This is a genomic window from Pseudomonas sp. LBUM1659 (genome assembly GCF_059716045.1).
Genome location: NZ_CP166797.1, coordinates 2,100,032 through 2,113,375, shown reverse-complemented (window position 1 = coordinate 2,113,375; position 13,344 = coordinate 2,100,032). Strand labels below are relative to the sequence as shown.

Below are 13,344 nucleotides of genomic sequence, written 5' to 3'. Positions count from 1 at the left end.
AGCCTTGCCCCCTAGACGTGAGGGTCGCCCCCGGCCTTGCTCGGGGCGGCGTATTGCGGTTTCAGATGACCGTCCTGATCAAGTAGCCAGGCGTCCATGATCTGTCGGACCACTGGACCGGCAACGCGACCACCGGCCTCGCCGTTTTCGATCATCACCGAGATGACAATCTTCGGGTGCTCGGCCGGAGCGAAGCCGACGAACAAGGCGTTATCGCGGTTACGCTCCCGGGTTTTCGCGCGGTTGTAACGCTCGCCCTGCTTGATTGCGACAACTTGCGCGGTACCACTCTTGCCAGCAATGCGGTATTGAGCCCCCAGCGCTGCCGCCCGGGCAATCCCACGAGCGTCGTGCATCACCATCTGCATGCCGTGGTTGACCTGTTCCCAGTCACGCGGGTCCTTGAGCAGGATGTTGGGCATAGGGTGCTCATCCACCGGCGCTACACCGTTCACAGTCTTGGCCAGATGCGGTCTATTCCACACGCCTTTGTTGGCAATTAGCGCGGTGGCCTGGGCCAATTGCAGCGGTGTGACCTGCATGTAGCCCTGACCGATGCCGAGGATCACCGTCTCGCCAGGAAACCAGGCCTGACGGCGTGTGGCACGCTTCCAGGCTTGGGACGGCATCAGACCGGCAGACTCTTCGAACATGTCCAGCGAGACCTTCTCGCCGAGGCCGAACATCGCCATGTAGTCGTGCAGGCGATCGATGCCCAGCTTGTGGGCCAGATCGTAGAAGTAGGTATCGTTGGAGCGCATGATCGCTGCGTCCATATCCACCCAACCGTCGCCGCTGTGGTTCCAGTTACGGTATTTGTGATCGTAGTCCGGGAGTTGGTAGTAACCCGGATCAAAGACACGGGTCTGTGGGGTGACGACGCCAGCGTCGAGGCCGGCAATGGCCACCTCCGGTTTGATGGTCGAACCCGGCGCGTAGAGACCTCGCAGCACGCGGTTGAACAGCGGACGGTCGATGGAGTCGTGCAGCGCCGCGTATTCCTTGAAGCTGATCCCGGTGACGAACAGGTTCGGGTCGAAGCTTGGCTTGCTGACCATTGCCAGCACTTCACCGGTCGACGGGTCGAGCGCCACGACTGAACCTCGACGATCACCCAAGGCTACTTCGGCGGCTTCCTGAAGTTTGACGTCCAGGCTCAGGACGATGTTTTTGCCGGGGACCGGATCAGTGTGCTTGAGCACGCGCAGCACACGGCCCTGGGCGTTGGTTTCGACTTCTTCATAGCCGACCTGGCCATGCAACTCGGACTCGTAGAATTTTTCAATGCCGGTTTTGCCGATAGATTGGGTGCCACGATATTCCACCGTATCCAGGGCTTTGGATTCCTTCTCGTTGATGCGACCGACGTAGCCAATCGAATGCGCGAAGTGAGCGCCCATCGGGTAGTGGCGAACGAACTGAGGCTCGACATCGATCCCCGGCAAACGGAACTCGTTGACCGCCAGTACCGCGATCTGCTCTTCGCTCAGTTCATAGAACAGGGTGACCGGCACGAACGGATGACGGCCCTGCTTCATTGCCTTGTCGAACAACGTTCGATCTTCTGTCGACAGGTGCAGGAGGTTGACCACCTCATCCAGCTCCTCTTTGACATCGGAGGCGCGTTCGCGGGTGATTGTCAGATTGAAGCTCGGCCGGTTGTCCGCCAGAACCGCGCAATTTCGGTCGTATATCAGTCCTCGGGTGGGCGTGATCGGCAGGACGTGGACACGGTTGTTTTCGGAGATGGTCGAGTGATAGTCGAATTCGACCACCTGCAGGACATACATGCGCACCATCAGCGCGCAGGAAATAGCGACGACGAACAAGCCGCAAGCCATTAGTCTTTTGTTGACCAGGCGCGTCTCTTTATCGTGGTCCTTGATCGGTATCGGTTCGGGCATTTCCGCAGCAGCTCTTTAACTAAAAAAGGATGCCGATCCGTAGGCTTGAAATCAGTCCGTTAAAAAACGAGCTGCACCATACCAAAAACCGCCCGGTCACTTTAGTTCGAATTCCTCTAACGGTTGCCCTTAACGATCAAAACGACAGTCACCTGCTCTGTGTTCCCATTCATAGGTTTTTCTTGCTGATGAGCGTGTGAGTACGGGACGCACAGCACTTTCCTGCGGGCAAAACAAAACCCCTACCTGCATACGCAGATAGGGGTTTCGGAATTTAATCTTGACGATGACCTACTCTCACATGGGGAAACCCCACACTACCATCGGCGATGCATCGTTTCACTGCTGAGTTCGGGATGGGATCAGGTGGTTCCAATGCTCTATGGTCGTCAAGAAATTCGGTAGCCAGGTCGTTTTCTCTTGCGAGATCACGCTCCAGCGAATGGGTATGTAATAGATTTGTGTGTTTCGTTTCGAATTTTCGACTGTGTATCGTCTTCACACACCGCAATCTGGTCTCTTTCGAGTTCACAGATTGCTTGGGTGTTATATGGTCAAGCCTCACGGGCAATTAGTATTGGTTAGCTCAACGCCTCACAGCGCTTACACACCCAACCTATCAACGTCGTAGTCTTCGACGGCCCTTCAGGGGACTCAAGGTCCCAGTGAGATCTCATCTTGAGGCTAGTTTCCCGCTTAGATGCTTTCAGCGGTTATCTATTCCGAACATAGCTACCCGGCAATGCCACTGGCGTGACAACCGGAACACCAGAGGTTCGTCCACTCCGGTCCTCTCGTACTAGGAGCAGCCCCTCTCAAATCTCAAACGTCCACGGCAGATAGGGACCGAACTGTCTCACGACGTTCTAAACCCAGCTCGCGTACCACTTTAAATGGCGAACAGCCATACCCTTGGGACCGGCTTCAGCCCCAGGATGTGATGAGCCGACATCGAGGTGCCAAACACCGCCGTCGATATGAACTCTTGGGCGGTATCAGCCTGTTATCCCCGGAGTACCTTTTATCCGTTGAGCGATGGCCCTTCCATACAGAACCACCGGATCACTAAGACCTACTTTCGTACCTGCTCGACGTGTCTGTCTCGCAGTCAAGCGCGCTTTTGCCTTTATACTCTACGACCGATTTCCGACCGGTCTGAGCGCACCTTCGTACTCCTCCGTTACTCTTTAGGAGGAGACCGCCCCAGTCAAACTACCCACCATACACTGTCCTCGATCCGGATAACGGACCTGAGTTAGAACCTCAAAGTTGCCAGGGTGGTATTTCAAGGTTGGCTCCACGCGAACTGGCGTCCACGCTTCAAAGCCTCCCACCTATCCTACACAAGCAAATTCAAAGTCCAGTGCAAAGCTATAGTAAAGGTTCACGGGGTCTTTCCGTCTAGCCGCGGATACACTGCATCTTCACAGCGATTTCAATTTCACTGAGTCTCGGGTGGAGACAGCGCCGCCATCGTTACGCCATTCGTGCAGGTCGGAACTTACCCGACAAGGAATTTCGCTACCTTAGGACCGTTATAGTTACGGCCGCCGTTTACCGGGGCTTCGATCAAGAGCTTCGCGTTAGCTAACCCCATCAATTAACCTTCCGGCACCGGGCAGGCGTCACACCCTATACGTCCACTTTCGTGTTTGCAGAGTGCTGTGTTTTTAATAAACAGTCGCAGCGGCCTGGTATCTTCGACCGGCATGGGCTTACGCAGTAAATGCTTCACCCTCACCGGCGCACCTTCTCCCGAAGTTACGGTGCCATTTTGCCTAGTTCCTTCACCCGAGTTCTCTCAAGCGCCTTGGTATTCTCTACCCAACCACCTGTGTCGGTTTGGGGTACGGTTCCTGGTTACCTGAAGCTTAGAAGCTTTTCTTGGAAGCATGGCATCAACCACTTCGTGTACTAAAAGTACACTCGTCATCAGCTCTCGGCCTTAGAATCCCGGATTTACCTAAGATTCCAGCCTACCACCTTAAACTTGGACAACCAACGCCAAGCTGGCCTAGCCTTCTCCGTCCCTCCATCGCAATAACCAGAAGTACAGGAATATTAACCTGTTTTCCATCGACTACGCTTTTCAGCCTCGCCTTAGGGACCGACTAACCCTGCGTCGATTAACGTTGCGCAGGAAACCTTGGTCTTTCGGCGTGGGTGTTTTTCACACCCATTGTCGTTACTCATGTCAGCATTCGCACTTCTGATACCTCCAGCAAGCTTCTCAACTCACCTTCACAGGCTTACAGAACGCTCCTCTACCGCATCACCTAAGTGATACCCGTAGCTTCGGTGTATGGTTTGAGCCCCGTTACATCTTCCGCGCAGGCCGACTCGACTAGTGAGCTATTACGCTTTCTTTAAAGGGTGGCTGCTTCTAAGCCAACCTCCTAGCTGTCTAAGCCTTCCCACATCGTTTCCCACTTAACCATAACTTTGGGACCTTAGCTGACGGTCTGGGTTGTTTCCCTTTTCACGACGGACGTTAGCACCCGCCGTGTGTCTCCCATGCTCGGCACTTGTAGGTATTCGGAGTTTGCATCGGTTTGGTAAGTCGGGATGACCCCCTAGCCGAAACAGTGCTCTACCCCCTACAGTGATACATGAGGCGCTACCTAAATAGCTTTCGAGGAGAACCAGCTATCTCCGAGCTTGATTAGCCTTTCACTCCGATCCACAGGTCATCCGCTAACTTTTCAACGGTAGTCGGTTCGGTCCTCCAGTTAGTGTTACCCAACCTTCAACCTGCCCATGGATAGATCGCCCGGTTTCGGGTCTATTCCCAGCGACTAGACGCCCTATTAAGACTCGCTTTCGCTACGCCTCCCCTATTCGGTTAAGCTCGCCACTGAAAATAAGTCGCTGACCCATTATACAAAAGGTACGCAGTCACCCAACAAAGTGGGCTCCCACTGCTTGTACGCATACGGTTTCAGGATCTATTTCACTCCCCTCTCCGGGGTTCTTTTCGCCTTTCCCTCACGGTACTAGTTCACTATCGGTCAGTCAGTAGTATTTAGCCTTGGAGGATGGTCCCCCCATATTCAGACAAAGTTTCTCGTGCTCCGTCCTACTCGATTTCATGACCAAGAGATTTTCGCGTACAGGGCTATCACCCACTATGGCCGCACTTTCCAGAGCGTTCCGCTAATCTCAAAGCCACTTAAGGGCTAGTCCCCGTTCGCTCGCCACTACTAAGGGAATCTCGGTTGATTTCTTTTCCTCAGGGTACTTAGATGTTTCAGTTCCCCTGGTTCGCCTCTTAAGCCTATGTATTCAGCTTAAGATAACCATCTTATGATGGCTGGGTTCCCCCATTCAGACATCTCCGGATCAAAGTCTGTTTGCCGACTCCCCGAAGCTTTTCGCAGGCTACCACGTCTTTCATCGCCTCTGACTGCCAAGGCATCCACCGTATGCGCTTCTTCACTTGACCATATAACCCCAAGCAATCTGGTTATACTGTGAAGACGACATTCGCCGAAAATTCGCAATTTAACTCACAAATTTTACCTTAGCCTGATCCGCTACCAGTGAAAGTAACGTCCAGTCTATCTTTCTATCACATACCCAAATTTTTAAAGAACGAACTAGTCAAAGACTAGAAATCAACATTCACCATCACCACGATGGAATGCTCATTTCTAAGCTTTATACAAACAGAAGCAGTAGTGGTGGAGCCAAACGGGATCGAACCGTTGACCTCCTGCGTGCAAGGCAGGCGCTCTCCCAGCTGAGCTATGGCCCCGTATTTCTACAGGCGTTTCCCACACAAAATTGGTGGGTCTGGGCAGATTCGAACTGCCGACCTCACCCTTATCAGGGGTGCGCTCTAACCAACTGAGCTACAGACCCAATTTCGAGCTACTAAGGCCGACCTCACCCTGCTCTTTACCACAAAGCATGGGGTGCGCTCTAACCAACTCAGCTACAAACCGATACAGGCTGCTTCTTTCGTCTTCTTCAATGAATCAAGCAATTCGTGTGGGAGCTTATGAAGCAGCTGATGTCGTCGATTAAGGAGGTGATCCAGCCGCAGGTTCCCCTACGGCTACCTTGTTACGACTTCACCCCAGTCATGAATCACACCGTGGTAACCGTCCTCCCGAAGGTTAGACTAGCTACTTCTGGTGCAACCCACTCCCATGGTGTGACGGGCGGTGTGTACAAGGCCCGGGAACGTATTCACCGCGACATTCTGATTCGCGATTACTAGCGATTCCGACTTCACGCAGTCGAGTTGCAGACTGCGATCCGGACTACGATCGGTTTTATGGGATTAGCTCCACCTCGCGGCTTGGCAACCCTCTGTACCGACCATTGTAGCACGTGTGTAGCCCAGGCCGTAAGGGCCATGATGACTTGACGTCATCCCCACCTTCCTCCGGTTTGTCACCGGCAGTCTCCTTAGAGTGCCCACCATCACGTGCTGGTAACTAAGGACAAGGGTTGCGCTCGTTACGGGACTTAACCCAACATCTCACGACACGAGCTGACGACAGCCATGCAGCACCTGTCTCAATGTTCCCGAAGGCACCAATCCATCTCTGGAAAGTTCATTGGATGTCAAGGCCTGGTAAGGTTCTTCGCGTTGCTTCGAATTAAACCACATGCTCCACCGCTTGTGCGGGCCCCCGTCAATTCATTTGAGTTTTAACCTTGCGGCCGTACTCCCCAGGCGGTCAACTTAATGCGTTAGCTGCGCCACTAAGAGCTCAAGGCTCCCAACGGCTAGTTGACATCGTTTACGGCGTGGACTACCAGGGTATCTAATCCTGTTTGCTCCCCACGCTTTCGCACCTCAGTGTCAGTATCAGTCCAGGTGGTCGCCTTCGCCACTGGTGTTCCTTCCTATATCTACGCATTTCACCGCTACACAGGAAATTCCACCACCCTCTACCATACTCTAGCTTGTCAGTTTTGAATGCAGTTCCCAGGTTGAGCCCGGGGATTTCACATCCAACTTAACAAACCACCTACGCGCGCTTTACGCCCAGTAATTCCGATTAACGCTTGCACCCTCTGTATTACCGCGGCTGCTGGCACAGAGTTAGCCGGTGCTTATTCTGTCGGTAACGTCAAGGCACCAACGTATTAGGTTAATGCCCTTCCTCCCAACTTAAAGTGCTTTACAATCCGAAGACCTTCTTCACACACGCGGCATGGCTGGATCAGGCTTTCGCCCATTGTCCAATATTCCCCACTGCTGCCTCCCGTAGGAGTCTGGACCGTGTCTCAGTTCCAGTGTGACTGATCATCCTCTCAGACCAGTTACGGATCGTCGCCTTGGTGAGCCATTACCTCACCAACTAGCTAATCCGACCTAGGCTCATCTGATAGCGCAAGGCCCGAAGGTCCCCTGCTTTCTCCCGTAGGACGTATGCGGTATTAGCGTCCGTTTCCGAGCGTTATCCCCCACTACCAGGCAGATTCCTAGGCATTACTCACCCGTCCGCCGCTCTCAAGAGAAGCAAGCTTCTCTCTACCGCTCGACTTGCATGTGTTAGGCCTGCCGCCAGCGTTCAATCTGAGCCATGATCAAACTCTTCAGTTCAAACATCTTTGGGTTTTTAAGAAACCCTAAACTTGGCTCAGCAATCGTTGGTTACATCTTTGATTTCTCGCGGAGTAACTTGTGATGCTGATAATCTTGTTGACTATCAGTCTGACTCCACAAGCACCCACACGAATTGCTTGATTCAGTTGTTAAAGAGCGGTTGGTTAAGATCTTTCGTCTCAACCGAGGCGCGCATTCTACAGCAGCCTCTGTTGCTGTCAAGCGGTTATTTTCAGAAGTTTTCAAAGTTTCCTTTGTAACTTCAACCACTTGCGCCTTCGATCTCTCGTCAGCGGGAGGCGAATTCTACAGCGTTACACGCTGCTGTCAACACCTCTTTTTCAACTCCTTTCGGGCTTCGATGACCTGAAGCCGCTTACTGCCGAAAACCGCGTAACTCTTTGTTTATCAAGGAGTTTTCCGTTTCGACTGCGCCGGAAGTGGGGCGAATTATAGACATCCAGAATCTGCCGTCAAGCACTGATTTGGATTTTCTATCAGCTAATTCAAAATTACAGCTATATATAGACGTGCTCGCCACGAATGCGCACTATATTGCCCAATCGCAACGAGCAATACTCTTGCTCCCCACTTCGGACGATGCCACTCAATGAATGTTCAGCCCCGCAGCCTTGCCTCGACCTTGTTCTCGGTAGGCCTGCTATTAATAGCCATGGCGTCGATCCAGTCCGGAGCGTCCCTGGCTAAGAGCATGTTTCCTGTTGTTGGTGCTCAAGGGACCACCACTCTGCGCCTGATGTTCGCCAGCGTGATCATGCTGCTTCTGCTGCGCCCATGGCGGGCGAAGTTCACCGAAAAATCTCTACGCACCGTCATCATTTACGGTATGGCACTGGGCGGGATGAACCTCCTCTTCTATATGTCTTTACGCACCGTCCCCTTGGGCATTGCCGTAGCCTTGGAGTTCACCGGGCCGTTGGCGGTGGCAATCTATGCCTCGCGCCGCGCGATAGATTTTTTGTGGATAGCACTGGCCGTTGCAGGATTGCTGCTGCTGATTCCAACAGGAGCCACATCCGCGGGGATTGACCTGACAGGTGCAAGTTACGCTTTAGGCGCCGGCGTCTGTTGGGCGCTGTATATCCTATTCGGCCAGAGGGCCGGCGCCGACAATGGCGTACAAACTGCCGCATTGGGCGTGATGATTGCCGCATTGTTCGTGGCCCCTATCGGCATCATCCATGCTGGCGCCGCGCTGTTGAGTCCGGCGCTGATCCCCGTGGCCATCGGTGTTGCCATTCTGTCCACCGCCCTGCCCTACACGCTCGAAATGGTAGCGCTCACCCGTATGCCAGCCCGCACATTCGGCACATTAATGAGCATCGAACCTGCGTTCGGCGCATTGTCAGGCCTGTTGTTCCTCAATGAATACCTATCACTGTCACAGTGGATGGCTATCTTGTGCATCATTCTCGCTTCCGTGGGTGCAACCATGACCATGGGCAGTGCTGCCAAGCCAGCGGTTGCGGCAGATTGATACAGGGTTTTACGCGGGTCTGGTAATTACCGTTCAATTGGGCCATGTTTAGACCCGTTACCTAGCGTCAGGCAAGGATTTTTCAGGGCAGGGATATCACGAAGCTTTAAGCGAGTGCGAACGCAGCGAGACCCGGGCACAAGATCCGGGAACGCTATAAGGACAGCAATGAAACGAATTTTGATATTGGTCGCCGTACTTGCAATTGCGGGATGTGCGGCGACCTCGAAAACACAAGTCAAACACGGCAAAAAAGGGCTGCATATCAACTGTTCAGGACTCTCATCCTCGTGGGACAAGTGCTACACCAGCGCCGCCAACTCGTGCGCACCCAAGGGGTACAAGGTTCTCGCCAAGTCGGGGGACGCGGTGGAAGAACCAGGAGACTATCCGTTCGGACTCAATCCTGCCGGCTACACCAGCCGCAGCATGATCGTCATTTGCAAATAGTTTGATGCCGTCCGGTAATCTGGCGGCCAATCTCATCGTAACTGGACTTCAAAACATTACGCTGGATGTCTGGCGTCGCCAGCATCCGGGCAACAACCAAAGCCCCGATACATTGCGACAGAATGGCCCAAGCCAGACTGTCGCTCTCCAGAATGCGCGCCCAACTCTCCTGTAGCTGACATATCCAGCGTTCCGCCTGTTGGCGAACCAGCACATCCGAACGAGCGATCTCTGCGCCTAACGCCGGTAATGCGCATCCGGACTCTGCATGCTCGACATGCGCCATGCTCAAGTAATGCTTAATGCAACGCTCAAGTTTTTCGCACCCTTGGTCGGCACCTAATCGTTCCATGCTTTGACAGAGCTCACGTTCGACGATTGAAGCGAACAGTTCGTCCTTCGACGAAAAATGACTATAGAAAGCCCCGCCGCTTAAGCCAATCGCCTTCATCAAGCCGTCGACACCGACCGTGGAAAAACCTGATTTCTTGGCTGAGACCGCGCTGCTTTCCAGCAGCTTCTCTTTGGTTTCCAACTTGTGACTGGCCGAGTAGCGCACTGCCGTTTCCTCAGGATTGATCATCTTGACGCCTGCCGAATCGTAGCATAACGTTCGTTTAGTTAACGATCGTTTAGCAAAGGAGTCAACCCATGAATAACAAGAAGGTCGTACTGGTTGTCGGCGCAGGTGATGCTACCGGCGGCGCCATTGCCAAACGTTTTGCACAGGAGGACTACATAGCCTGTGTCACCCGACGTAGTGCAGACAAACTTCAGCCGCTGGTCGACATGATCAAAGCCAATGGCGGTGACGCCCACGGTTTTGCTTGCGATGCGCGCAAGGAAGAAGAGGTGATTGCATTAGTCGAACAGATCGAAAGCGAGATCGGGCCTATCGAAGCGTTTGTCTTCAACATTGGAGCCAATGTGCCCTGCAGCATTCTTGAAGAAACGGCCCGCAAGTATTTCAAGATTTGGGAAATGGCCTGTTTTTCAGGTTTTCTTAATGCTCGTGAAGTCGCCAAGCGCATGGCCAAGCGTCACCGGGGCACAATCCTTTTCACCGGGGCTACGGCTGGCATGCGCGGTGCCGCAGGATTTGCAGCGTTCGCCGGCGCCAAGCACGGCATTCGTGCCTTGGCCCAAAGCATGGCGCGTGAGCTCGGCCCCATGAACATTCACGTTGCTCACGTCGTCGTCGACGGGGCTATCGATACCGATTTCATCCGCGAAAGCTTCCCGGAAAAATACGCGACTAAAAACGAAGACGGCATTATCAACCCCGAGCACATCGCCGAAAACTATTGGTACCTGCATAGCCAGCCACGGGACGCCTGGACTTTCGAACTGGATTTACGGCCCTGGAGCGAACGCTGGTAAGCCCTCCCCTACAACAATAAACAGAGCGCACCGACCATGAGCAAAACCGTGGAGTTCTTTTTCGACCTCGGCAGCCCGGCCACCTATCTGGCTTACACCCAGCTACCAAAAATCTGTGAGCAAACCGGCAGCCAACTGATTTACACGCCAATGCTGCTGGGTGGCGTCTTCAAAGCCACGGGCAACGCTTCACCGGCGGTCATCCCGGCCAAGGGCCGTTACATGTTTCAAGACCTCGACCGCTATGCAAAACGCTATGGCGTACCACTGAAATTCAACCCGCACTTCCCCATAAACACCCTGATGCTCATGCGCGCCGTCACCGGGATTCAGTTACGTCATCCCGAGCGCTTCCTGGCGTTTATCGACTGCCTGTTCACTGCCCTCTGGGTTGAAGGCCGCAGTCTTGACGACCCGGCTACTGTAGCCGCTGTGCTGGCGCAAAATGGTTTTGCCCCCAATGAAATACTCGCCCTGACAGCCGATGAGGAGGTCAAAACCCTCCTCAAGAACAATACCGAGAAAGCCGTACAGCGCGGTGTATTCGGCGCACCGAGCATGTTCGTCGGCAACCAGTTGTTTTTCGGCCAGGATCGGCTGGACTTCGTTATTGAAGCCTTGAGTTAGGCAACCAAGGCCACGACGTGCTAATCAGGATGAGTCAGGCACTCGAAAAAGTGCCTGAACTCCAACCCGTCAAATAGCCGCAGTACGAGTATTCAACCACTCAAGGGCAGCGCCATCGAGCAGTGGGCTCAAGCGCTCGCGCACCTCGTCGTGGTAGGCGTTGAACCACTGTTTCTCTTCCAGCGTCAGCAGCGACGGCTCTAGACAGCGGGTGTCGATCGGACACAGCGTCAGGGTTTCGAACTTGAGGAATTCACCAAATTCGCTGGTGCCCGCCTCACGGTTCAGCGCCAGATTCTCGATCCGCACCCCCCAACGCCCCGGCCGGTAAGTGCCTGGCTCAATGGAGGTAATCATGCCCGGTTGCATCGCGGTCTGCGGAGTAGCGGCGGCCTGATAGGCAATGACTTGCGGGCCTTCATGAACGTTGAGGAAGTAGCCAACGCCATGACCGGTGCCGTGTCCGTAATCGACGCTTTCAGCCCAGATCGGCGCGCGAGCGATGGCGTCGAGCAAGGGCGACAAAATCCCCCGAGGGAATTGCGCACGGGACAGCGCGATCACGCCTTTGAGCACGCGGGTGCAATCGCGTTTCTGCTCGTCCGTCGGTGTACCCACCGGCACCATCCGAGTGATGTCGGTGGTACCGCCCAGGTATTGACCGCCGGAATCGATCAGTAATAGACCGTCACCCTCGATCACCGCGTGCTCTTCTTCGGTCGCGTGGTAGTGCGGCATCGCGCCATTGGCGTTGAACGCGGCAATGGTGTTGAAGCTCAGCGACACGTAGCCCGGACGTCGGGTGCGCGCGGCCGTGAGGTGTTCGTCGATGGTCAGTTCGGTGATGCGCTCACGACCCAAGGCCGAGTCCAGCCATGTGAAGAATTCGCACAGGGCGGCGCCGTCCTGCTCCATGGCCTGACGAATGTGCTCGGCATCGGCCAGGCTTTTTTGCGACTTGGCGAGCGTGGTCGGGTTCAGGCCTTCGACCAGTTTTACGCCGTTGTCGAGGTTATCCAGCAAACCGGCGGTGACGCGCGCCGGATCGACTTGCAGGCTCGCGCCGCTCGGCACGGCGCGCAAAGCTGCGGCCACTTCTCTGTAATCGCGCAGGGTCACGCCGTCTTGTTCGAGCACTGCTCGCAGTTCAGCATCGACTTTGCTCAGGGCGACAAACAGGGTGGCCTGCTCCTGACTGATCAAGGCGAACGACACAAACACCGGGTTGAACGACACGTCGCCGCCGCGCAGATTGAACAGCCAGGCGATGTCATCGAGGGTCGCAACAAAATGCCAGTCAGCGCCGCGATCCTTCAACACCTTGCGCAGATTCGCCAGTTTCTCGCTACGACTGACCGTCGCCTGTGGTGGCAAATGCTGATAGATCGGCTCATTCGGCAACGTCGGGCGGTCGCTCCAGACTTCGCTCAACAGATCGATGTCGGTACGCAGGCGGGCGCCGCGCTCTGCGAGTTTGCCACCCAGCGTACGCGCCGAGGCCACGGCCATCACCGCACCGTCCACCGCGACGACGCCGCCTTCAGGGGTTTGCTCGGCCAGCCAGTCCAGCGGGCCGGGTTGACCCGGTTGCAGCTTGACCAGTTCGATGCCGCTGCCCTTGAGTTCCTTGGTTGCTTGCTCCCAATAACGGCTGTCGGCCCAGACGCCGGCAAAATCCGGCGTAACGATCAGTGTGCCGACCGAGCCATGGAAGCCCGATAACCACTGCCGACCCTGCCAGTAGCCAGGCAAGTATTCCGACAGGTGCGGATCGGCCGACGGCACCAGCAAGGCATGAATGCCTTCACGGCTCATCAGTTCGCGGGTTTGCGCCAGGCGCTGTGGCACCGATCCATTGATCGAAGGCTGCGTACTCATCGTGTCTCCTGCTAATCACTTCCGCTTATTGTTGAGTGCCGATC

The 13,344-nt window shown here is 54.8% G+C and carries 7 protein-coding genes, 2 tRNA genes and 3 rRNA genes; 4 read left to right on the top strand and 8 right to left on the bottom strand.

Annotated elements, in window-relative coordinates:
- Window positions 1-11: 11 nt before the first annotated feature.
- The 6 genes from mrdA to ACA048_RS09555 all read right to left on the bottom strand — a co-directional run bounded on the left by mrdA (window position 12) and on the right by ACA048_RS09555 (window position 7,464).
- Window positions 12-1,904, bottom strand: a complete 1,893-nt coding sequence (gene mrdA, locus ACA048_RS09580) for a penicillin-binding protein 2 (protein WP_497628892.1) — start codon at window positions 1,902-1,904, stop codon at window positions 12-14.
- A gap of 278 nt (window positions 1,905-2,182) precedes the next feature.
- Window positions 2,183-2,298 (bottom strand): 5S ribosomal RNA (gene rrf, locus ACA048_RS09575).
- 156 nt (window positions 2,299-2,454) lie between these two features.
- Window positions 2,455-5,346, bottom strand: a 23S ribosomal RNA gene (locus tag ACA048_RS09570).
- A gap of 236 nt (window positions 5,347-5,582) precedes the next feature.
- Window positions 5,583-5,658: transfer RNA gene (locus ACA048_RS09565), tRNA-Ala, on the bottom strand.
- A 30-nt stretch (window positions 5,659-5,688) separates the two neighbouring features.
- Window positions 5,689-5,765 (bottom strand) — tRNA-Ile (locus tag ACA048_RS09560).
- A 162-nt stretch (window positions 5,766-5,927) separates the two neighbouring features.
- Window positions 5,928-7,464: ribosomal RNA gene (locus tag ACA048_RS09555) — 16S ribosomal RNA — on the bottom strand.
- The 16S, 23S and 5S rRNA genes sit together here with 2 tRNA genes alongside, the layout of an rRNA operon.
- Window positions 7,465-8,077: 613 nt before the next feature.
- On the opposite strand from ACA048_RS09555, the gene rhtA reads away from it, so the two are divergent.
- On the top strand, window positions 8,078-8,965 hold the full coding sequence (rhtA, locus tag ACA048_RS09550) for a threonine/homoserine exporter RhtA (protein ID WP_497628891.1): 888 nt from the start codon (window positions 8,078-8,080) through the stop codon (window positions 8,963-8,965).
- 168 nt (window positions 8,966-9,133) lie between these two features.
- On the top strand, window positions 9,134-9,415 hold the full coding sequence (locus tag ACA048_RS09545) for a hypothetical protein (RefSeq protein WP_497628890.1): 282 nt from the start codon (window positions 9,134-9,136) through the stop codon (window positions 9,413-9,415).
- Here ACA048_RS09545 and ACA048_RS09540 read toward each other — a convergent pair.
- Window positions 9,402-9,974: a TetR/AcrR family transcriptional regulator gene (locus ACA048_RS09540; protein ID WP_497629834.1), complete on the bottom strand. Its 573-nt coding sequence runs from the start codon at window positions 9,972-9,974 to the stop codon at window positions 9,402-9,404. The genes ACA048_RS09545 and ACA048_RS09540 overlap by 14 nt on opposite strands.
- Window positions 9,975-10,066: 92 nt before the next feature.
- On the opposite strand from ACA048_RS09540, the gene ACA048_RS09535 reads away from it, so the two are divergent.
- Window positions 10,067-10,795: an SDR family oxidoreductase gene (locus ACA048_RS09535; RefSeq protein ID WP_497628889.1), complete on the top strand. Its 729-nt coding sequence runs from the start codon at window positions 10,067-10,069 to the stop codon at window positions 10,793-10,795.
- 36 nt (window positions 10,796-10,831) lie between these two features.
- Entirely contained in the window at window positions 10,832-11,422 is a 591-nt protein-coding gene (locus ACA048_RS09530; protein ID WP_497628888.1) for a 2-hydroxychromene-2-carboxylate isomerase, read from the top strand.
- A 69-nt stretch (window positions 11,423-11,491) separates the two neighbouring features.
- On the opposite strand, the gene ACA048_RS09525 is transcribed toward ACA048_RS09530, so the two are convergent.
- A complete protein-coding gene (locus tag ACA048_RS09525; RefSeq protein WP_497628887.1) occupies window positions 11,492-13,300 on the bottom strand; it encodes an aminopeptidase P family protein in 1,809 nt (602 codons plus the stop codon).
- Between the last annotated feature and the right edge of the window lie 44 nt (window positions 13,301-13,344).